The sequence below is a fragment of the Protaetiibacter sp. SSC-01 genome, from assembly GCF_014483895.1.
Classification (GTDB): Bacteria; Actinomycetota; Actinomycetes; order Actinomycetales; family Microbacteriaceae; genus Homoserinibacter.
Genome location: NZ_CP059987.1, coordinates 1,843,379 through 1,862,687, shown reverse-complemented (window position 1 = coordinate 1,862,687; position 19,309 = coordinate 1,843,379). Strand labels below are relative to the sequence as shown.

The following is a 19,309-nucleotide window of genomic DNA, read 5'->3' as shown; positions in this document are numbered from 1 at the left end:
GCGTGACCGATCCCGTTCCGGATCCGTCGCCCGCCCCGAGCGCACGCACGAACCCCATGCGGGGTCGCGTCGTGAGCGCGGGCGAGACGCCCGCGAGCATGGGCAACATCGCCAACATCATCACGGTGGTGCGCATCCTGCTGGCGCCCGTGTTCGTCTGGCTCATGGTGCTCGACGACAGCGAGCTCGGCGTCTGGCGCTGGGTCGCCGCGGCGCTCTTCATCCTCTCGATCACGACCGACTCGGTCGACGGCTTCCTCGCGCGCAGCCGCAACCTCGTGACCGACTTTGGCAAGCTCGTCGACCCGATCGCAGACAAGATCCTCGTCGGCGCGGCGCTCGTCGCCCTGTCGTGGATCGGCGAGCTGTGGTGGTGGGTCATGATCGTGATCCTCGCGCGCGAGTTCGGCATCACGATCTTCCGCTTCCTCATGCTGCGGAACCACGTCATCCCCGCGGGCTTCCTCGGCAAGCTCAAGACGGTGTTCCAGGCCGTCGCCGTGTCGTTCGCGCTCACGCCCCTGTGGACGGTGCTCGGCGACTGGGTGCTGTGGATCAACTGGGTGCTCATGGGCATCGCGCTCGCTCTCACGGTCGTGAGCGGCCTGCAGTACCTGTGGGACGCCTGGCGGGTGACGCGCGGCGCGAAGGCCGCCGGGTGAGTCCGCACCCGCTCGCAGTGCGGATCGTCGCCGAGCTGGCGCGACGCGGTGAGCGCGTCGCCGTCGCGGAGTCGCTCACGGGCGGTCTCCTGACCTCGGCGCTCGTCGACGTGCCGGGTGCCTCGGCCGTCGTGTCCGGGGGAGTGGTCGCCTACGCGACGCCGCTCAAGGCCTCGCTCCTCGGCGTCGATGCGGGGCTCCTCGCGGAGCGCGGGGCGATCGACGCGGAGGTCGCGCGCCAGATGGCGCACGGCGCCCGAACGCGCCTCGCGGTCGACGGACGACCGGCCGACCACGGCGTCGCGACGACGGGTGCCGCCGGCCCCGACCCGCAGGACGGGCACCCGCCCGGCACCGTGTGGCTCGGCTACGCGGATGCGGCGGGCACCCACGCCGAGCTGCTCTCGCTCCCGGGAACCCGCGACGGCATCCGCCGTTCCGCCGTCGAGGCGGCGCTCGCGTTGCTCGCCCGCCGCCTCGGGATCGACGTCGACGGGGTGTGGGAATAAACGACGGTTTCGATCTCGTTAATCCTGGTGACTTTCACGGCGGGATCCGAGGTAGCAGGAATTAGAGTTTCTGCAACGCACGGGGTAGCCTGGGCCACCCGATCGGCCCCCGCAGGTCACAGACAAGGAGGAACACCACATGGTTCTGGTTCGACAGGAACTCGGCGATGTCCTCCGCGACTTCCGTCTGCAGAAGGCCATGACGCTGCGCCAGGTCGCGAGCCGCGCGAGCGTCGCCCTCGGCTACCTGAGCGAGGTGGAGCGCGGCCAGAAGGAGGCGAGCTCCGAGATCCTCGCCTCCGTCGCCGATGCGCTCGACACCCCGGTGTCGGTCATCATGCGCGAGGTGGGCGACCGCCTCGCCGTCATCGAGGGCCTCACGACGGTCCCCGACACGCTGCCCGACGAGCTCGTCGCGGAGTTCGACGCCGACCTCGCAGTCCGCTGAAGGTCAGCGAGTTCCACCGGGCCGTCGCCGACGAGTTCGGGCCGTTCGGTCGTGTCCTCGTGCGCGACTCGGTGATCGTCGCGCTCGGCAACCGCACGCCCGAGGCTGCCCTCGCGGCGGGCATCCCGGCCCGCGACGTCTGGCTCGCGCTGTGTCGCGCGCAGGAGGTGCCGCGCGAGCGCTGGCACGGCGCGGGGCTCCGCGACCCGCGCGACTGAGCGCAACCGGCCGGGCGGCGACACGCCGCCGACCTCTCGAACATCGATTCGATTCTCTGTAGTCTCCTCCACAGGATCCGTCGAAGAGCCGTTGTCGACAGTTCCGCCCGTCGCTCCCTCCGGATGTCGGTGGGCGGGCGTAGCGTCGGCCACGTCACCGAGATGGAGACGACAGCCCTGTCGCGAGAGCGCCGACCTTGCACCACCGGTCGACGAAGGGCCGACAGCCGTTGGGCGCATGGAACACGACACAGAAGGAGACAGGGCAGATGCCTACACCTGCAGACCGCGAGAAGGCCCTCGAGGTCGCCCTCGCGCAGATCGACCGCCAGTTCGGCAAGGGAACCGTGATGCGGCTCGGCAGCGACGAGCGCGCGCCCGTCGCCATCATCCCCACGGGTTCCATCGCGCTCGACGTCGCGCTCGGCATCGGGGGACTGCCCCGCGGCCGCATCGTCGAGATCTACGGCCCGGAGTCGTCGGGTAAGACGACCCTCACGCTGCACGCGATCGCGAACGCGCAGCGCGCCGGCGGTATCGCCGCCTTCATCGACGCGGAGCACGCGCTCGACCCCGAGTACGCCAAGAAGCTCGGCGTCGACATCGACTCGCTCCTCGTGTCGCAGCCCGACACAGGTGAGCAGGCTCTCGAGATCGCCGACATGCTCGTGCGCTCGGGCTCGATCGACCTCATCGTCGTCGACTCCGTCGCGGCGCTCGTGCCGAAGGCCGAGATCGAGGGCGAGATGGGCGACAGCCACGTCGGCCTCCAGGCCCGCCTCATGTCGCAGGCCCTCCGCAAGCTCACCGGTGGTCTCAACCAGACGCAGACCACGATGATCTTCATCAACCAGCTGCGCGAGAAGATCGGCGTGTTCTTCGGAAGCCCCGAGACCACCGCGGGCGGCAAGGCGCTCAAGTTCTACGCCTCGGTGCGCCTCGACATCCGCCGCATCGAGACCCTCAAGGACGGCACCGAGGCGGTCGGCAACCGCACGCGCGTCAAGGTCGTCAAGAACAAGATGGCCCCGCCCTTCAAGCAGGCCGAGTTCGACATCCTCTACGGCGTCGGCATCTCGCGCGAGGGCAGCCTCATCGACTACGGCGTCGAGCACGGCATCGTCAAGAAGTCGGGCGCCTGGTACACCTACGACGGCGACCAGCTCGGCCAGGGCAAGGAGAACGCGCGCAACTTCCTCCTCGAGAACCCCGACATGGCCGCGGAGATCGAGCAGAAGATCCTCGCGAAGCTCGGTATCGGCGCGGCAGGCAAGGCCGCCCAGGAGGGCGCCAACGTCGAGTCGCTCGAGGGCAAGCTCGCGGCCCGCAAGGCCGCAGGCGAGTGACGCGCGAAGGAGCATGACCATGGAGGAGACCGACGGCCGGCTCGCGCCCGTCAGCTACCTGTTCGGCCCCCGGTCGTCGGTCTCGTCCGCTCCGGCGAGCGTGCCGCAGCCGCGGGCGTTCGACGACGATGACGACACCGGCGAGGTGTACGAGCCCGAGTGGAACGACGCCTGGGGTTCCGACGTCGACGACGCGTGCGCTCGTCTGAGCGACGCCGAACGCGACGTCGCCCTCGACGCGGGGAAGATCTCGCTCAAGGCGCTCACGCGGCGCGACCTCTCGCGCCGGGAGCTCGAGCGCGTTCTCCGCGACGCGGACATCGACGACGAGAGCGTCGAGCGTGAGTGCGACCGCCTCGCACGCGTCGGCCTCATCGACGATGCCGCCCTCGCGCAGAAGCTCGTCGCGACCCTGCAGGAGCGCAAGGGCCTCGGGCGCACGGCGATCGCCGCGGAGCTCACGCGGCGCATGCTCGCACCCTCGGCGATCGAGTACGCCCTCGAGCTCGTCGACACGGGCGACGAGCTCGCCCGCGCCCGCGAGCTCGCCCGCAAGCGGGCGGGACAGCTGCGCGACCTCGATCGTGACGCGGCGGTCCGCCGCCTGAGCTCCTACCTGGCCCGCCGTGGCTACTCCGGCAGCACGGTGCGCGCCGCCGTCGACGAGGCGCTCGCCTCGCGCCCCTCGGGCTCCGTGGTGCGGTTCCGCTAGGGTCGCTGGCATGACGACCGCCCCCGTCCGACTGCGCATGCTCGCGGCGGGCGCGGGAACCCTGCTCGGGCTGGACGCGCTCGTCGGATGCGCCCCGAACGCGAGCCAGCCGGCGCCCTCGCCCACGCCGACCGCGTCGAGCAGCCCGGCATCCGAGCTTGTGGGCACGACGTGGACCGGCATCGACACCGACGGCGACCCGTGGACCTTCGAGTTCCAAGACGACGGAACGGTCGCGTTCACGTTCCTCGAGAGCAGCTACGACGACGCGGGCGACACCTGGGCGCACGAGGGCGACGAGGTCGTCATCCACATCGAGTTCGTCGACGGCCCGGTCGACATCTCGGCGGTCTACGCCGGGCTCGATGCGCCCATGGAGGCGACGGCGGCCTACGAGGGCGGCGGATTCGCCATGACGCTCACACGTGACTGACGCGGCTCGCGGGGCATGCTGAGCGCCCCCGCCGACGTAGACTTGGCGGCACCATGACCCTGCTCGACGCCGCCACGGAGGGACGGTCCACCTCCGCTCCGCGCACCTACGAGGTGCGCACCTTCGGCTGCCAGATGAACGTCCACGACTCCGAGCGACTCTCCGGCTCTCTCGAGGCCGCCGGCTATGTGCGCGCCACCGACGGCGAGGCCGACATCGTCGTCATCAACACGTGCGCCGTGCGCGAGAACGCCGACAACAAGCTCTACGGCACGCTCGGCCACCTCGCCGCAACGAAGCGCACCCACGAGGGCATGCAGATCGCCGTGGGCGGTTGTCTCGCCCAGAAGGACAAGAACGTCATCCTCGAGAAGGCGCCGTGGGTCGACGTCGTCTTCGGCACGCACAACATGGGCTCGCTCCCGACGCTCCTCGAGCGCGCGCGCCACAACGGCGAGGCGCAGCTCGAGATCCTCGAGGCTCTCGAGGTGTTCCCCTCGACGCTCCCCACGCGGCGTGAGAACACCTACTCCGGCTGGGTCTCGATCTCCGTCGGCTGCAACAACACATGCACGTTTTGCATCGTGCCGTCGCTGCGCGGCAAGGAGAAGGACCGCCGCCCCGGCGACATCCTCGCCGAGATCCAGAGCCTCGTCGACGACGGCGCGATCGAGGTCACGCTCCTCGGCCAGAACGTCAACTCCTACGGCGTCGAGTTCGGCGACCGTCAGGCCTTCAGCAAGCTCCTCCGAGCGGCCGGCGAGATCGAGGGCCTCGAGCGCGTGCGCTTCACGAGCCCGCACCCCGCCGCCTTCACCGACGACGTCATCGACGCCATGGCCGAGACGCCCAACGTCATGCCGCAGCTGCATATGCCGCTGCAGTCCGGGTCCGACCGCATCCTGCGCGCGATGCGCCGCTCGTACCGCTCCGAGCGCTTCCTCGGCATCCTCGACCGCGTGCGCGCCCGCATCCCGCACGCCGCCATCTCGACGGACATCATCGTCGGCTTCCCGGGGGAGACGGAGGAGGACTTCGCGGAGACGCTGCGCGTCGTCGAGCAGGCCCGCTTCGCATCCGCGTTCACCTTCCAGTACTCCATCCGCCCCGGAACGCCGGCTGCGACGATGCCCGACCAGCTGCCGAAGGAGGTCGTGCAGGAGCGCTATGACCGCCTCATCGAGCTGCAGGAGCGCGTCTCGGGCGAGGAGGCCCAGAAGCTCGTCGGCACCCCCGTCGAGGTGCTCGTCGCCAACGGCGAAGGCCGCCGCGACGAGGAGACCCGCCGCATGTCGGGCCGCGCCGAAGACAACCGTCTCGTGCACTTCGACGTGCCCGAGGGCGGCCCCGCGCCGCGCCCCGGGGACATCGTGAGCGTCACCGTCACGCGCGCGACGCCGCACTACCTCATCGCCGCACCCGACGGTCCCGCGCTGCCGATCCGCCGAACGCGTGCGGGCGACGCATGGGACCGCGCCGAGGCGGAGTCGTGCGCCGTCCCCAGCCACGGCAGCACGGGCGGCGGACGCACCGTGAACCTCGGTCTTCCGGGCCTGCGTCCCGAGTGAGCCTGCTCGTCGGCGTCGTCGGCGCCACCGGCACCGGCAAGACGGATCTCGCCCTCGACCTCGCCGAGCGACTCGCGGCATCCGGAACCCCCGCCGAGATCGTCAACGCCGACGCCATGCAGCTCTACCGCGGCATGGACATCGGCACGGCGAAGGTGCCCGCGGACGAGCGCCGCGGCATCCCGCACCACCTCCTGGACGTGCTCGAGCCGCGCGAGGAGGCGAGCGTCGCGCGCTACCAGGTCGAGGCGCGCGCCGTCGTCGACGACATGCTGGCACGCGGGGCCGTGCCGATCCTCGTGGGCGGCAGCGGCCTGTACGTGTCGAGCGTCGTCTACGACTTCCGCTTCCCGGGCACCGACCCCGCCATCCGAGCGCGGCTCGAGGCCGAGCTCGACGCGCACGGGCCCGGCACCCTGCACGCGCGCCTGCGCGAGCTCGACCCCGAGGCAGCCGAGGCCATCGGCCCGCACAACGGGCGGCGCATCGTGCGCGCCCTCGAGGTCGTCGAGCTCACGGGGGAGCCCTTCGGCTCCGGCCTGCCCGAGGAGGGCGGCACGTGGCGCCCCACAACGCTCCTCGGCCTCCGGCTCGAGCGCGAAGCCCTCGTGCCGCGACTCGACGCGCGCGTCGAACGGATGTGGAACGCCGGTCTCGTCGACGAGGTCGCCCGCCTGCGCCCCGCCGGGCTCGGCACGACCGCGAGCCGCGCCATCGGCTACGCGCAAGCGCTCGCCCAGCTCGACGGGCGGATGGACGCCGCCGCGGCGATCGCCGAGACCCAGGCCCTCACGCGCCGCTACGCGCGCCGCCAGGTGTCGTGGTTCGGCCGCTCGCGCGACACGACGTGGCTGCATGCCGACGACCCCTCGCGCGTCGATGCCGCGTACGACGCCGTGCAGGCCGCCGCGGATAGGCTTCCCGGGTGAGCATCGACATCGCCTTCACGAAGGGCCACGGCACGGGCAACGACTTCGTGCTGTACAGCGACCCCGACGGCCGACTCGAGCTCGACGCGACGCAGCTCGCCGCCCTCGCGGATCGCCACTTCGGCATCGGAGGCGACGGCGTCATCCGCGCCGTGCGCTCCGCCAGCCTGCCCGAGGGCGCCGCCGCACTCGCCGAGGACCCGGGCGCCGAATGGTTCATGGACTACCACAACGCCGACGGCAGCCCCGCCGAGATGTGCGGCAACGGCATCCGCGTCTACGGCGCCTACCTGCTGGCCGAGGGCCTGCTCGACCTCGCCATCGGCGAAGCCGTGCACATCGGCACGCGCGGCGGCGTGCGCGTGCTCACGCGCACCGAGGACGGCTTCGAGGTCGACCTCGGCCCCTACGTCGTCGCAGGCGACGCCATGGTCTCCGCGCGCCGCCTCGATGTCGACCGGCCCGGGCTCGCCGTCGGCGTCGGCAACCCGCACGTCGTCGTCGCGCTCGCCGACGACGACGAGCTCGACGCGCTCGACCTGAGCGAGGCCCCCGTCATCGCCCCCGCGCCCCCCGAGGGCGCCAACGTCGAATTCGTCGTGCCCGGCGAGCCCCTCATCTCCGGCGGCGTCGGCCGCATCCGGATGCGCGTGCACGAGCGCGGCAGCGGCGAGACCCTCTCGTGTGGCACGGGCGCCGCCGCTGCGGCCCTCGCGACGCGCTCGTGGGCGGGCGAGGGCGCCCCCGACGTCTGGCGTGTGCGGGTTCCCGGGGGCGAGGTCGGCGTGCGCGTCGCCGACGGCCACGTGCATCTGAGCGGCCCCGCGACCCTCGTCTTCGACGGCGCGGTCACGCTGCCGTAGAGCCCGCCGTCCGCTGACGCGCCCCGAGCCGCATCGCGGCGGAGCGGGGTCGGTTTCGAGCCGCATGCCCCCGCGCGCCTGGACGGCGCGCTCCCGCCCGTCCCGATGCCAGCGTCTCGAAACCGACCCCGCACCCCCGCTTCGCTCGTGCGACGTGCGAGTTGCCCGCTCGTGCGACGTGTCGGCTTCACCGCTGGTTGAGTAGCCGCCGGAGGCGGCGTGTCGAATCCAGCCCCGTGGTCACCCGCGGTCGAGCGCCGCGCTCTCCCGCCGACCGAGTAGCCGCGCTCTCCCGCCGACCGAGTAGCCGCGCTCTCCCGCCGACCGAGTAGCCGCGCTCTCCCGCCGGTCGAGCGCCGCCGCAGGCGGCGTATCGAGACCGTCGAACGGATGACGTCGGCCGCTCAGCCCACGACGTCGATGGGCTGTGTGAGCCCCGTGCCGGAGCGGTGACGCACGCGGAGCACACGGTAGCCCTTGCTCGTGGCGGCGCGCAGCACGGCGAAGTCGGCGGGCAGCTCGCCCTGCAGCCAGCGGTGCAGCGAGTCCGAGCCGAGGTTGCGCGCGACGACGAGCCACGCATCCGAGCCCGCGTCGAGGCGCGGGAGCCAGTGCGAGAGCATCGCGTGCAGCTCGTTCTTGCCGACGCGGATGGGCGGGTTCGACCAGATCGTGCGGAACCGCACATCCGCGGGAACATCCTGGGGCCGGCAGGCGTTGACATTGTCGAGGCCCAGGGCCTCGGCGTTGCGCCTGACCATGTCGAGTGCTCGCTCGTTCACGTCGACCGCCCACACGGTCGCACGGGGTGACTCGAGCGCGAGACTCAGCGCGATGGGACCCCACCCGCAGCCGAGGTCGAGGAAGTTCCCGCCGGGGGGCGGGGCGGGCGTGTGGGCGAGCAGCACCTGGGTGCCCGTGTCGACACGCTCGGGGCTGAAGATGCCGTTCGCGGTCGTCACCTGCAGATCGCGGCCCGCGAGCCGCACCGAGATGGTCCGGAGCACGGCGTCGCCGGACGGCGACGTCGAGAAGTAGTGCTCGGACGACATGCTGAGAACCTACCGAAAACGAGGAACTAGGGTTAACCGGAACATGAGCGAATTCCGCGAGACAGCCCCGATCGAGTCGGGCGACGCCGTGCAGGGCGACGAGGCCCCGCGCGACGCACTGGATCGCATCCTCGCGACGGAGGGTGCGCACGCCGGCGTGCGCGTCTTCGGAGGCCGTGCCGCGGCGCTCCAGGACGACGCGACGGCGGTCGGCAGCGACCGCGACGGCGAGCAGTTCGACCGCGAGGAGCGTGCCGCGCTGCGTCGCGTCGCCGGTCTCTCGACGGAGCTCGCCGACGTCACCGAGGTCGAGTACCGGCAGGTGCGCCTCGAGAACGTCGTGCTCATCGGCGTCTACACGCCGTCCGAGTCGCTCGAGGACGCCGAGAACTCCCTCCGCGAGCTCGCGGCCCTCGCCGAGACGGCGGGTGCCGTCGTGCTCGACGGCGTGCTGCAGCGTCGGCCGCACCCCGACCCCGCGACGTACCTCGGCCGAGGCAAGGTCGCCGAGCTCGCCGACATCGTCGCATCCGTCGGCGCCGACACGGTCGTCGCCGACACCGAGCTCGCGCCGAGCCAGCGGCGTGCGCTCGAGGATGCCGTGAAGGTCAAGGTCATCGACCGCACGGCCGTCATCCTCGACATCTTCAGCCAGCACGCCAAATCCCGCGAGGGCAAGGCGCAGGTCGAGCTCGCGCAGCTCGAGTACCTGCTCCCGCGCCTCCGCGGTTGGGGTGAGTCGATGTCCCGTCAGGCCGGTGGCCAGGCCGCGGGCGGCCAGGGGATGGGCTCGCGCGGTCCGGGTGAGACGAAGATCGAGCTCGACCGCCGCCGCATCCACTCGCGCATGGCGAAGCTGCGCCGCCAGATCAAGGGCTTCGCGCCCGGCCGCCAGGCCAAGCGCGCCAACCGCGACCGCTACCAGGTGCCGGCCGTCGCCATCGCCGGCTACACGAACGCGGGCAAGTCGAGCCTCCTCAACCGCATCACGCGCGCGGGCGTGCTCGTCGAGAACACTCTGTTCGCGACGCTCGACCCGACCGTGCGCCGCAGCCGCACGCCCGACGGGCGCGTCTTCACGATCGCCGACACCGTCGGCTTCGTGCGGAACCTCCCGCACCAGCTCGTCGAGGCGTTCCGCTCGACGCTCGAGGAGGTCGCCGCATCCGACCTCGTGCTGCACGTCGTCGACGGCAGCCACCCCGACCCGGCCGCCCAGATCGCGACCGTGCGCGACGTGCTCGGCGATGCCGGTGCGCGCGACGTGCCCGAGCTCATCGTCTTCACGAAGGGCGACCTCGTCGACGACGATCGCCGGATGCTGCTGCGCGGCCTCGAGCCCGACTCGGTGTTCGTGTCGGCCCGCACGGGCGAGGGCGTCGAGGAGCTCCTCGAGGAGATCGCCCGCCGCCTCCCGCTGCCCGACGTCGAGCTCGAGGTGCTCATCCCGTACGACCGCGGCGACCTCGTGGCGCTTGCGCACGACCGCGCGCGCGTGCTCGAGACGAGCTACGAGGAGACGGGCACCCGGATGCGCGTGCAGGCGAGCGAGGCCGTGGCGCACCAGCTCGAGTCGGCGACGACACCCGCGTAAGCCTCTCCCACGTATCCCTCAGACGGGGCAGGGCGGCCGCCCAGCCGGTCGACGTAGCCTCGGAGGGTGAAGTTGGCTGTCCACGCGTCGGGTGAGGGCCCGCGCACCGCGATCCTCGTCCACGGCATCATGTCCGACCATCGCGCGTGGCACCGCGTGAGCGCCGAGCTCGAGGCGAAGGGCTTCCGGGTGCTCGCGGTCGACCTCGCGGGGCACGGCGCCTCACCGCGGTCGCGCCGCTACACGCCTCGCGGATGGGCCGACGACGTCGTCGAGACGGTCACGCCGCTGCTCGAGGGTCCGCCGGACCTCGTCATGGGCCACTCGCTCGGCGGGCTCGTCGCCTCGCTCGCGGCCGACCGGCTCGCGCCCCGCGCCGCCATCTACGTCGACCCGGCCTTCGCGTTCCCGCGCGGCATCCGCGGGGTGCTCTTCAAGGTCGGTTTCGCGCTCGCGCCTCGCCCGCGCCGCTCGGCCCTCGTGCGCTGGAACCCCCGCTGGAGCCCCGAGGACGTCGACATCGAACTCGCGACGCTGCGCGACTGGGACAAGCGCACCATCCTCGGCTTCGCCGACTCGCGCCCGATCGTGCCGCCTCTGCGGCTCGTGGCGCCGAGCCTCGTCGTGCTCGCCGAGAGGAGCCTTCTCATCACGGATGCGGCGGCTGCCGGCCTGCGCAGGCTCGGCATGACCGTCGAGACCATCAAGGGCGCGGGCCACACCGTCTTCCGCGACGACCACGCGCGCTTCATGCACGTCGTGGAGGAGTGGCTCGCCCGCCACGTGGCTCAGACCGAGCGAAGCACCGCCACGACCTTGCCGAGCACCTCGGCCTGATCGCCGAGGATCGGCTCGAACGCGGTGTTCCGCGGTAGCAGCCAGGTGTGACCGTCACGCTGACGGAAGACCTTCACGGTCGCCTCGCCGTCGAGCATCGCGGCGACGATCTCACCGTTCTCGGCCGTGTTCTGGGAGCGCACGACGACCCAGTCGCCGTCGCAGATGGCGGCGTCGATCATCGAGTCGCCCGAGACCTTGAGCATGAAGAGCTCGCCCTTGCCGACGAGCTGCCGCGGGAGCGGGAAGATCTCCTCGACCTGCTGCTCCGCCGTGATCGGCACGCCCGCGGCGATGCGGCCGACGAGCGGCACCATCGCGGCGTCGCCCACGGGGGCGGCTGAGCCCGCGTCCTCGGCGACGGGGATGTCGATGAGCACCTCGAGCGCGCGCGGCCGGTTGGGGTCGCGGCGCAGGTAGCCCGCGAGCTCGAGCTGGTTGAGCTGATGCGTCACGCTCGAGAGCGAGGCGAGCCCGACGGCGTCGCCGATCTCGCGCATGCTCGGCGGGTATCCGCGGCTCGACACCGAGCGCTGGATGACCTCGAGGATGGCGAGCTGCTTCTCGCTGAGGCTCTTGCGGCGCCGCGTGGCGGGGCGCTCGTCGGCCTGCTCGATGTCGCTCATTGGGGCCTCCTACGGCTCGGTTCTCACGGGTGAGGGATGCGATGTCGGTGGTCCGTGATCGGATTCATCCCGTCGATCGAAACTGTATCCGCTCCGGCGGGTGCGGGCAAACATCCGTTCGAGTGTGTCGTCGGATCGGATCCCCGGGAATCCAGGGATCCGGGGAATTCCGCCGGAGGACTTGAACGTTTGTTCGATCGAAGATACATTCGGAACACAGCTTCGCATCCGGCCTCCCGGCCGAGGCCGGATGCGGAAGCTGTCCACCGGGCCAGACGGCCCGCACCCCCAGGAGGACCAGATGAGCACCGTCACCCTCACCACCGCCGGCTTCCCCTCCGCGCGAGCGGCTGCCCGTCCCGCGGCGCGCCCGCGCCTGCGCATCACGCGTCGGGGTCGCGCCGTGCTCGGAGCCCTCCTCGGCGCGCCCATCGCGGCTGCCCTCACGCTCTCCGCCCTCTCGGGCACTCCGGCGCAGGCGGGCTCGACGGCGTCGACGACCACCTTCGAGTACATCTCCGTGGCTTCGGGCGAGTCCCTGTGGGATCTCGCGGCGTGGGTCGCTCCGGAGTCCGATCCGCGCGAGGTCGTCGCGGCCCTCGTCGAGCTCAACCAGCTGCCGACGACCGAGGTGCAGCCCGGTCAGCGCCTCGCGATCCCCGCCGAGTACTCGGCGGAGTAGCCCCCGGTCGCCGGGGAGAGGGCACAGGGCCGCTCACTAGAATCGCGGGGTGGCCTCCCTCTCCGATCTCCCGATCCGCGACGACTTGAGGGGCCTCACCCCCTACGGCGCGCCGCAGAAGCACGTGCGGTACGCCCTCAACGTCAACGAGAACACGCACCCGATCCCCGAGCCGGTCGCTCGGGAGATCATCGAGTCGCTCGCCCACGCGGTACTCACCGCCAACCGCTATCCCGACCGCGAGTTCATGGAGCTTCGCGAGTCGCTCGCGCGGTACCTCGGTCACGGCCTCACCGCCGACCACGTGTGGGCGGCGAACGGCTCGAATGAGATCATCCAGCAGCTGCTGCAGGCCTTCGGCGGTCCCGGTCGCAGCGTGCTCGGCTTCCCGCCCACCTACTCGATGCACCCGATCATCACGGCGGGCGTCGGGAGCGCGTGGGTCACGGCCGACCGCGACGCCGGCTTCGACATCCGCCCCGAGACGGCCGTGCGGGCGATCGAGCAGCACCGTCCCGACCTCGTCTTCCTGTGCGCGCCCAACAACCCGACGGGCACGGGACTGGCGCTCGAGACGATCGAGGCCGCCTACGACGCGACCGACGGCATCGTGTTCGTCGACGAGGCGTACGCCGAGTTCATGCCGAAGGACAAGCCCTCGGCGCTCACGCTCCTGCCGGGTCGCGAGAGGCTCGTCGTGTCGCGCACGATGAGCAAGGCCTTCGCGTTCGCCGGCGTGCGCGTCGGCTACCTTGCCGCCGACCCCGTCATCGCCGACGCCCTGCGTCTCGTCCGCCTGCCGTACCACCTGTCGGCCCTCACGCAGGCCGCCGCCGTCGCGGCGCTCGCCCACGCGCCCGAGATGCTCGCGATGGTCGACGACATCGCCTCCCAGCGCGACCGCATCGTCGCCGAGCTCCCCGCGCTCGGCTACCGGCCCTGGCCGACCGAGGCGAACTTCGTGCTCTTCGAGGGCGTCGAGAACCCGCAGGCGACGTTCCGCGCCCTCCTCGAGCGCGACATCCTCATCCGCGACGTCGGCATCCCGAACACCCTGCGCGTCACGGCGGGCACCGCCGAGGAGACGAGCTTCTTCCTCGAGAGCCTCGCCGCCCTCGGCCCCGGTGGGGCTCGGTAGGGTGGGGGCATGACCACGCACCGCACCGCGCGTCTGAGCCGTCAGACGAGCGAGTCGAGCATCGAGCTGAGCATCGACCTCGACGGCACCGGAACGTCCGACATCCAGACGACGGTGCCGTTCTTCGACCACCTGCTCACGGCGTTCGCGAAGCACGCCCTCGTCGACCTCACGGTGCGCGCCGAGGGCGACACCGAGATCGACGTGCACCACACCGTCGAGGACACGGGCATCGTGCTCGGCACCGCGATCAAGCAGGCGCTCGGCGACAAGCGCGGCATCGGCCGCTTCGGCGACGCGCTCGTGCCGCTCGACGACGCCCTCGCGCAGGCCGTCGTCGACATCTCCGGCCGCCCGTACCTCGTGCACTCGGGGGAGCCCGCGGGCTTCGAGTTCCACCTCATCGGCGGGCACTTCACCGGATCGATGGTGCGTCACGTCTTCGAGGCGATCGCGTTCAACGCGGGTCTCACGGTTCACCTCACCGTGCTCGCGGGTCGCGACCCGCACCACATCGCCGAGGCCGAGTTCAAGGCGTTCGCGCGCGCGTTCCGTCAGGCCGTCGCCCGCGACGAGCGCGTGACCGGCGTGCCGTCGACGAAGGGCGCCCTCTGACATGACCGCCCCCTCCGTCGTCGTCCTCGACTACGGCTCCGGCAACGTCCACTCGGCGGCGAAGGCCCTCGAGGCGGCGGGCGCGCGTGTCGAGCTCACCGCCGACCGGGATGCCGTGATGGCCGCCGACGGGCTGCTCGTGCCCGGCGTGGGCGCGTTCGCGGCCGTCATGGACGCCCTCAACGCGGCGCGCGGCGCCGAGCTCATCGAGCGTCGCCTCGCGGGCGGACGCAAGGTGCTCGGCATCTGCGTCGGCATGCAGGTGCTGTTCGAGCGGGGCGTCGAGCGCGGCGTCGAGACCGAGGGCCTGGGGGAGTGGCCGGGCACCGTCGAGGAGCTCGACGCGCCCGTGCTCCCGCACATCGGCTGGAACGCCGTGCAGGCCCCCGACGACTCCGAGCTCTTCGCGGGCATCCGCGACGAGCGCTTCTACTTCGTGCACTCCTACGGCGCGCGCAGCTGGGACCTCGAGCCCTCGGGCCCCTTCCCGCAGGCCCGCGTCACGTGGGCGCAGCACGGCGAGCCCTTCGTCGCCGCCGTCGAGAACGGCCCGCTCTCGGCCACGCAGTTCCACCCCGAGAAGTCGGGCGAAGCCGGCATCCGCCTGCTCCGCAACTGGCTCGGCACGCTCTGACGCGGAACGCCCCGGCACCTGAACTAGTATCTGAACCTTGTGTGCGGGCGTCCGTCCCGCGGAAAGCCCGGAGATGACCGAGTTCAACACCTCTCCCGCCCTGACCCTCCTCCCGGCGGTCGACGTCGCCGACGGCAAGGCGGTGCGCCTCACCCAGGGAGAGGCCGGCACCGAGACGAGCTTCGGCGACCCGATCGACGCCGCGCAGGAGTGGGCCGACCAGGGCGCCGACTGGATCCACCTCGTCGACCTCGACGCTGCCTTCGGCCGCGGCAACAACCACGCCGTCATCAAGAAGGTCATCAAGAACACCCCGCGGCGCGTCAACATCGAGCTCTCGGGCGGCATCCGCGACGACGCGAGCCTCGAGGTCGCGCTCGCGACGGGCGCCAAGCGCATCAACCTCGGCACCGCGGCCCTCGAGAACCCCGAGTGGGCGGCCCACGTCATCGCCGAGTTCGGCGAGGCGATCGCCGTCGGCCTCGACGTGCGCGGCACGACCCTCGCGGCCCGTGGCTGGACGAAGGAGGGCGGCGACCTCTGGACGGTGCTCGCCCGCCTCGAGGACGCGGGATGCGCGCGCTACGTCGTCACGGACGTCACGAAGGACGGCACCCTCCGCGGCCCGAACCTCGAGCTGCTCTCCGAGGTCATGAACCGCACCCCGAAGCCCGTCATCGCCTCGGGCGGTGTGGCGTCGCTCGACGACATCGCGGCGCTCCGCACCCTCGTGCCGCAGGGCCTCGAGGGCGCCATCGTCGGCAAGGCCCTCTACACGGGCGCGTTCACGCTCGCCGAGGCCATCGACGTCGCGAGCGACTGAGGCCTCGCCCGTGGACCACCGGCACGCCGACAGCGCCGGCATCCCGTGGGAGGGGCGACGTTTCCACGAGAACCCCGCAGCGGGTGACGACGGCTCGGCGCCCGAGCGTCTCATCGAGGCGATCCGTCGCCTCCGGGCGGGCGAGACCGGCATCCAGGACGTCGTCGCGGTGCTCCACGAGGAGCGCCTGCTCGTGCCGCTCGTCGCGGAGGCGGGCGACGAGGGCATCGGGCCTCACGGACAGAGGGTCGACAAGACCCAGGAGCTGTCGATCGTCACGGTCGAAGGGCCGGACGGCCGCGCGGTGCTCCCGGCGTTCAGCTCGGTCGAGGCCATGCAGCGCTGGGACGCCCAGGCGCGCCCCGTCCCGATCCAGGCGAGCCGGATCGCGCTCGCCGCGGCATCCGAGGGCACGCCCCTCGTGGTCGTCGACCCGGGCTCGGAGACGCAGCTCGTCGTGCGGCGGCCGGCCCTCCCGGCGCTCGCGACGGGGGAGGTCTGGACGCCGTCGTTCGAGGACACCGAGGTCGCGCACGCGTTCGGCGCCTCCACCGCGGGTGAGGATGCCGTCGTCGCGATCGGCCTCGCGCCCGGCGACCCCGCGGCGCGTCTCGCGGGCCCCGAGCTCGTCGTCGTGCTGCAGCTGGCCGAGCTGTCCGACACCGACCGTCACGCCCTGCTCGCGCGCCTCCAGGAGCGCTGGGGCGCCGACGAGCTCATCGCGGAGCGCGTCGACTCGATCGCCGTCCGCTTCGCCTGAGCGTCGCTCGGCGTGGCCACGGTCAGGCGACCGGGCCCGTCCACTTCTCGCCGGGGCCCTTGCCGTGCTCGTCGGGGAAGGGGGAGGCCTCGCGGAACGCGAGCTGCACCGTGCGCAGGCCGTCGCGCAGGGCGCGGGCGTGGTGGTCGCCGAGGCTCGGGGCGGATGCCGTGACGAGGCCCGCGAGGGCGTCGATGAGCTTGCGCGCCTCGTCGAGATCGGTCTGCGTCTCGGGGTCGTCGGCGAGGCCGACCTTGACCGCGGTGGCGCTCAGGAGGTGGACGGCGACGGTGTTGATGACCTCGACGGCGGGGACGTCGGCGATGTCCCGGATCTCCTCCCCAACGGCGCTCTGATCGTCGGCGGGCACGGGCTCTACGGTCACGGGGTTTCCTCTGCTATCCTTATGCGGGCTCCGGGGCCATCTCCCCGGAAACGCAAGTGGAGCAATCCCACCCGCTGACCGCCTCTTCAGGTTATCGGGTTCGAGTTGGCAACCGGGCCGTACGGCCCGGTGGCGCACTCCGCCGGCAGGCCTTTCACGGCAGCCGGTTGCACGGGTGCGGATCTCTTCACGTGCGTGCCTGCAGAAACGAGTGAAGGAGACCCGCATCAGCGATCCCAGAACCAACGACCGTATCCGCGTTCCCGAGGTCCGCCTCGTGGGTCCTGGCGGAGAGCAGGTCGGCGTCGTCCGCATCGAGGACGCCCTGCGCCTGGCGCAGGAGGCCGATCTGGATCTGGTCGAGGTGGCGCCCAACTCCAAGCCTCCCGTGGTCAAGATCATGGACTACGGCAAGTTCAAGTACGAACAGGCCCAGAAGCTCAAGGAAGCACGGCGCAATCAGGCGAACACGATCCTCAAGGAGGTCCGTTTCCGCCTGAAGATCGACAAGCACGACTACGAGACCAAGCGCAAGCGCGCGGAGGGCTTCCTCCAGGCCGGGGACAAGGTGAAGGCCATGATCCTGTTCCGCGGTCGTGAGCAGTCCCGTCCGGAGCAGGGTGTCCGACTGCTGCAGCGCTTCGCCGAGGATGTCGCGGAGTGGGGCACGGTCGAGTCCACCCCCACGATCGACGGTCGCAACATGGTCATGATCATCGCCCCGCTCAAGAGCAAGGTGGATGCGAAGGCCGAGCAGAACGCCAAGCGCGCGGCGAACAAGGCGCGCCCCCAGAGCCCGGAGGATCCCGACGGATCCGCCGACAACGCGGCAGCTGCCGACAAGACAGAGGAAGAGTAATGCCCAAGCAGAAGACGCACTCCGGTGCGAAGAAGCGCTTCAAGATCACCGGGAGCGGCAAGGTCAAGAAGCAGGGCGCGGGTATGCGCCACAACTTCGAGCACAAGTCGTCGCGCGTGACGCGTCGCCTCAACCAGGACGTCATCCTGGCCCCGCAGGACGCCAAGGTCATCAAGGGCCTCCTGGGCAAGTAAGCCCGGGCGAGTTAGAAGGACTTCAGAGAAATGGCACGTGTCAAGAGGGCGGTCAACGCCGCCAAGAAGCGCCGCACCACGCTCGAGCGCGCCGAGGGCTACCGCGGTCAGCGCTCGCGTCTCTACCGCAAGGCGAAGGAGCAGGTCACCCACTCGCTCGTCTACGCCTACCGCGACCGTCACGCGAAGAAGGGCGAGTTCCGTCGCCTGTGGATCCAGCGCATCAACGCCGCCGCCCGCGCGAACGGCATCACCTACAACCGCCTGATCCAGGGCCTCGGCCTCGCGGGCATCGAGGTGGACCGCCGCATCCTCGCCGACCTCGCGGTCAACGAGCCGGCGACCTTCGCGGGTCTCGTCGAGGCGGCCAAGGCCGCTCTCCCGACGGACGTCAACGCTCCCAAGAGCGCCGCGTAAGCACGGGTTCACCCGCTTTTTACGATCAAGACGGTGCGCGCCTCCGGGCGCGCACCGTCTTCGTTTTCTACGATCGGCATATGATCGACAACCCCCGTTCACCTCGCGTGCGCGCCGTGGCGAAGCTCGCCAAGCGCGCCGCGCGTGAGGAGACGGGTCTCTTCCTCGTCGAGGGCCCGCAGGCGCTGCGCGAGGCGCTCTCGTTCCACCCAGAGCTGCTCGTCGAGGTCTTCGCGGTCCGCGGGGTGTTCGAACGGCATCCGGAGCTCGGCCGCGGCCTCGCAGCGGCGGGCATCGAGCCCGAGCAGGTGACCGATGCCGTGCTGGAGGCGATGGCCGACACCGTCACCCCGCAGGGGGTCGTCGCCGTCGCACGCCAGTTCCCCGTGACGATCAAGGATCTGCTCGCGCGGGGATCGAAGCTCGTCGCGATCCTCGAGGAGGTGCGCGACCCCGGCAACGCGGGCACCATCATCCGGGCGGCGGATGCTGCGGGCGCCGACGGCGTGATCCTCACGGGCAAGAGCGTCGACGCCTACAACCCGAAGGTCGTGCGCTCGACGACCGGTTCGATCTTCCACCTGCCGATCGCCCAGGGCGGCACTCTCGAGCACGCACTGCAGGCGGTGCGGAAGGCCGGAATGCAGGTGCTCGCGGCCGATATCTCGGGCGACGAGCTGCCGACCCTGCGCGAGCGTCTCGCCGAGCCGACGGCGTGGCTGTTCGGCAACGAGGCACACGGGCTGACCGACGAGAACCTCTCGTGGGCTGATCAGGCCGTGCGGGTGCCGATCTACGGGCACGCGGAGTCGATGAACCTCGCGACCGCGGCATCCGTGTGCCTCTACCAGTCGGCGTTCGCGCAGCGATCCTGAGCCGCGACGCCGCGTAACGCGGGGTCGCGGAACGTCGTCTCCGGTGCGTCTCGCATGACGCACTGTGACCCTCGGCGACGGCCGGCGACGGCACGGGTCGGCGTGTGACGGGTCGGATCGACGTGTCCCC

General features: G+C 71.4%; 25 protein-coding genes. 22 read left to right on the top strand and 3 right to left on the bottom strand.

Going from position 1 to position 19,309, the window contains the following annotated elements:
* Positions 1–2: 2 nt before the first annotated feature.
* The 10 genes from pgsA to dapF all read left to right on the top strand — a co-directional run bounded on the left by pgsA (position 3) and on the right by dapF (position 7,688).
* Positions 3–662, top strand: coding sequence for a CDP-diacylglycerol--glycerol-3-phosphate 3-phosphatidyltransferase (gene pgsA / locus H4J02_RS08810; RefSeq protein WP_397420126.1), 660 nt, complete (start codon positions 3–5; stop codon positions 660–662).
* A complete protein-coding gene (locus H4J02_RS08805; RefSeq protein ID WP_187674240.1) occupies positions 659–1,171 on the top strand; it encodes a CinA family protein in 513 nt (170 codons plus the stop codon). Before pgsA ends, H4J02_RS08805 begins: the two co-directional genes overlap by 4 nt.
* A 139-nt stretch (positions 1,172–1,310) precedes the next feature.
* Positions 1,311–1,619, top strand: a complete 309-nt coding sequence (locus tag H4J02_RS08800) for a helix-turn-helix domain-containing protein (RefSeq protein ID WP_187674239.1) — start codon at positions 1,311–1,313, stop codon at positions 1,617–1,619.
* Between the two features lie 59 nt (positions 1,620–1,678).
* The gene (locus H4J02_RS08795) at positions 1,679–1,837 is read left to right on the top strand and encodes a DUF3046 domain-containing protein (protein ID WP_316250693.1); all 159 of its coding nucleotides are present in this window, start codon (positions 1,679–1,681) and stop codon (positions 1,835–1,837) included.
* Between the two features lie 269 nt (positions 1,838–2,106).
* A complete protein-coding gene (gene recA, locus H4J02_RS08790) occupies positions 2,107–3,183 on the top strand; it encodes a recombinase RecA (RefSeq protein ID WP_187674238.1) in 1,077 nt (358 codons plus the stop codon).
* Positions 3,184–3,202: 19 nt separating this feature from the next.
* Positions 3,203–3,895: a regulatory protein RecX gene (locus H4J02_RS08785; protein ID WP_187674237.1), complete on the top strand. Its 693-nt coding sequence runs from the start codon at positions 3,203–3,205 to the stop codon at positions 3,893–3,895.
* A 10-nt stretch (positions 3,896–3,905) separates the two neighbouring features.
* Positions 3,906–4,328 carry a hypothetical protein gene (locus H4J02_RS08780; RefSeq protein WP_187674236.1) on the top strand — a complete coding sequence of 141 codons (423 nt, stop codon included), beginning with the start codon at positions 3,906–3,908 and terminating at the stop codon, positions 4,326–4,328.
* 53 nt (positions 4,329–4,381) lie between these two features.
* The gene (miaB, locus tag H4J02_RS08775; RefSeq protein ID WP_187674235.1) at positions 4,382–5,896 is read left to right on the top strand and encodes a tRNA (N6-isopentenyl adenosine(37)-C2)-methylthiotransferase MiaB; all 1,515 of its coding nucleotides are present in this window, start codon (positions 4,382–4,384) and stop codon (positions 5,894–5,896) included.
* The gene (miaA, locus tag H4J02_RS08770) at positions 5,893–6,825 is read left to right on the top strand and encodes a tRNA (adenosine(37)-N6)-dimethylallyltransferase MiaA (protein WP_262406000.1); all 933 of its coding nucleotides are present in this window, start codon (positions 5,893–5,895) and stop codon (positions 6,823–6,825) included. Before miaB ends, miaA begins: the two co-directional genes overlap by 4 nt.
* A gap of 2 nt (positions 6,826–6,827) precedes the next feature.
* A complete protein-coding gene (dapF, locus tag H4J02_RS08765; protein WP_262406272.1) occupies positions 6,828–7,688 on the top strand; it encodes a diaminopimelate epimerase in 861 nt (286 codons plus the stop codon).
* Between the two features lie 404 nt (positions 7,689–8,092).
* Here dapF and H4J02_RS08760 read toward each other — a convergent pair whose 3' ends face one another.
* Complete coding sequence (locus H4J02_RS08760) at positions 8,093–8,740, bottom strand: class I SAM-dependent methyltransferase (RefSeq protein WP_187674232.1); 648 nt, start codon at positions 8,738–8,740, stop codon at positions 8,093–8,095.
* A 43-nt stretch (positions 8,741–8,783) separates the two neighbouring features.
* On the opposite strand from H4J02_RS08760, the gene hflX reads away from it, so the two are divergent.
* Together hflX and H4J02_RS08750 are read left to right on the top strand one after the other, a co-directional pair.
* Positions 8,784–10,334 carry a GTPase HflX gene (hflX, locus tag H4J02_RS08755; protein ID WP_187674231.1) on the top strand — a complete coding sequence of 517 codons (1,551 nt, stop codon included), beginning with the start codon at positions 8,784–8,786 and terminating at the stop codon, positions 10,332–10,334.
* Positions 10,335–10,400: 66 nt separating this feature from the next.
* The gene (locus H4J02_RS08750; protein WP_222942163.1) at positions 10,401–11,171 is read left to right on the top strand and encodes an alpha/beta fold hydrolase; all 771 of its coding nucleotides are present in this window, start codon (positions 10,401–10,403) and stop codon (positions 11,169–11,171) included.
* Here the strand turns inward: H4J02_RS08750 and lexA are convergent.
* Positions 11,123–11,797: a transcriptional repressor LexA gene (gene lexA, locus H4J02_RS08745; RefSeq protein ID WP_187674230.1), complete on the bottom strand. Its 675-nt coding sequence runs from the start codon at positions 11,795–11,797 to the stop codon at positions 11,123–11,125. The two genes, H4J02_RS08750 and lexA, sit on opposite strands and share 49 nt — an antisense overlap.
* Before the next feature lie 301 nt (positions 11,798–12,098).
* On the opposite strand from lexA, the gene H4J02_RS08740 reads away from it, so the two are divergent.
* From H4J02_RS08740 to H4J02_RS08715, 6 genes are all read left to right on the top strand, one after another.
* Positions 12,099–12,479, top strand: a complete 381-nt coding sequence (locus H4J02_RS08740; RefSeq protein ID WP_187674229.1) for a LysM peptidoglycan-binding domain-containing protein — start codon at positions 12,099–12,101, stop codon at positions 12,477–12,479.
* Positions 12,480–12,528: 49 nt separating this feature from the next.
* Positions 12,529–13,617 carry a histidinol-phosphate transaminase gene (locus H4J02_RS08735; RefSeq protein WP_187674228.1) on the top strand — a complete coding sequence of 363 codons (1,089 nt, stop codon included), beginning with the start codon at positions 12,529–12,531 and terminating at the stop codon, positions 13,615–13,617.
* 9 nt (positions 13,618–13,626) lie between these two features.
* Entirely contained in the window at positions 13,627–14,232 is a 606-nt protein-coding gene (gene hisB, locus H4J02_RS08730; RefSeq protein ID WP_187674227.1) for an imidazoleglycerol-phosphate dehydratase HisB, read from the top strand.
* Between the two features lies 1 nt (position 14,233).
* Positions 14,234–14,866 carry an imidazole glycerol phosphate synthase subunit HisH gene (hisH, locus tag H4J02_RS08725; protein WP_187674226.1) on the top strand — a complete coding sequence of 211 codons (633 nt, stop codon included), beginning with the start codon at positions 14,234–14,236 and terminating at the stop codon, positions 14,864–14,866.
* Between the two features lie 73 nt (positions 14,867–14,939).
* Positions 14,940–15,689, top strand: coding sequence for a bifunctional 1-(5-phosphoribosyl)-5-((5-phosphoribosylamino)methylideneamino)imidazole-4-carboxamide isomerase/phosphoribosylanthranilate isomerase PriA (gene priA, locus H4J02_RS08720; RefSeq protein ID WP_187674225.1), 750 nt, complete (start codon positions 14,940–14,942; stop codon positions 15,687–15,689).
* A 10-nt stretch (positions 15,690–15,699) separates the two neighbouring features.
* A complete protein-coding gene (locus tag H4J02_RS08715; RefSeq protein WP_187674224.1) occupies positions 15,700–16,449 on the top strand; it encodes an SseB family protein in 750 nt (249 codons plus the stop codon).
* Between the two features lie 22 nt (positions 16,450–16,471).
* On the opposite strand, the gene H4J02_RS08710 is transcribed toward H4J02_RS08715, so the two are convergent.
* Complete coding sequence (locus H4J02_RS08710) at positions 16,472–16,834, bottom strand: DUF1844 domain-containing protein (RefSeq protein ID WP_222942162.1); 363 nt, start codon at positions 16,832–16,834, stop codon at positions 16,472–16,474.
* A gap of 211 nt (positions 16,835–17,045) precedes the next feature.
* On the opposite strand from H4J02_RS08710, the gene infC reads away from it, so the two are divergent.
* From infC to H4J02_RS08690, 4 genes are all read left to right on the top strand, one after another.
* Positions 17,046–17,693: a translation initiation factor IF-3 gene (gene infC / locus H4J02_RS08705; RefSeq protein WP_187674223.1), complete on the top strand. Its 648-nt coding sequence runs from the start codon at positions 17,046–17,048 to the stop codon at positions 17,691–17,693.
* Positions 17,693–17,887 (top strand): 50S ribosomal protein L35, encoded by a 195-nt coding sequence (rpmI, locus tag H4J02_RS08700; protein WP_147901363.1) that lies wholly within the window; start codon positions 17,693–17,695, stop codon positions 17,885–17,887. The genes infC and rpmI overlap by 1 nt, the downstream gene beginning before the upstream one ends.
* Before the next feature lie 30 nt (positions 17,888–17,917).
* Complete coding sequence (rplT, locus tag H4J02_RS08695; protein WP_187674222.1) at positions 17,918–18,304, top strand: 50S ribosomal protein L20; 387 nt, start codon at positions 17,918–17,920, stop codon at positions 18,302–18,304.
* A gap of 80 nt (positions 18,305–18,384) precedes the next feature.
* Complete coding sequence (locus H4J02_RS08690) at positions 18,385–19,179, top strand: RNA methyltransferase (RefSeq protein WP_187674221.1); 795 nt, start codon at positions 18,385–18,387, stop codon at positions 19,177–19,179.
* Positions 19,180–19,309: the final 130 nt, after the last annotated feature.